Annotated in this window: 2 protein-coding genes; both read right to left on the reverse strand. The window is 49.7% G+C overall.

Annotated features, from left to right (window positions below; genetic code table 11):
* Positions 1-279 (reverse strand): ParB N-terminal domain-containing protein (locus ACFIM8_RS09405; protein WP_375614862.1); only part of this gene is annotated, 279 nt, incomplete at its 3' end.
* Positions 279-574 (reverse strand): hypothetical protein (locus ACFIM8_RS09410; protein WP_375614863.1); only part of this gene is annotated, 296 nt, incomplete at its 5' end. The genes ACFIM8_RS09410 and ACFIM8_RS09405, both read right to left, overlap by 1 nt.

Consider the following 574-nt stretch of genomic DNA (forward strand, 5'->3'; position numbering starts at 1 on the left):
CGCAACCTCTAAAAGCGCAGCATTATCCTTATCCGCTTGCACCACAACCGCATCAATTTTGCTATAACCTAAAAGCTCAGCAGCCCGAAGCCGGTGCGCACCAGCAATCAGCGTGTAATTGCCTTCCCTAGCATTGGGCGTATGGCGCACCGTAATCGGATTCATCAATCCCTCCCGCACTATTGATTGTGCAAGTGCCTTGGCATGCTCATCATCTACAGGGCGTATACGCTCCGGCACCACAATCAAATCTAAAGCAATCTCTTGAAACTGTGCCATCACGCCGCCGCCTTTCTGATCTCTTTAAAGAATAAATCCATCGCACGCCCCGCCCATCTTTGATAAGCTTTCGCAAAAACGGGTTCTTCCAAACGCCGGTTAATTGTACGCAAAGAACGAGCAACAGCCGTGCGTTCACGCTCTTGCATAGCAACAAGACGCCGCCGTGGCACCTCAAACTGATAATGCAAAATATGAATAACAATCTGTCGTGCTAACGCCGCATCAAATAAGCCATGCGGGGGGTCAATAACATACCGGATTGGTACATGCCGAAATCCACCACTCACTGCTT

The organism is Bartonella sp. AC535YNZD (assembly GCF_042196625.1).
In the GTDB taxonomy this organism is placed as follows: Bacteria; Pseudomonadota; Alphaproteobacteria; order Rhizobiales; family Rhizobiaceae; genus Bartonella.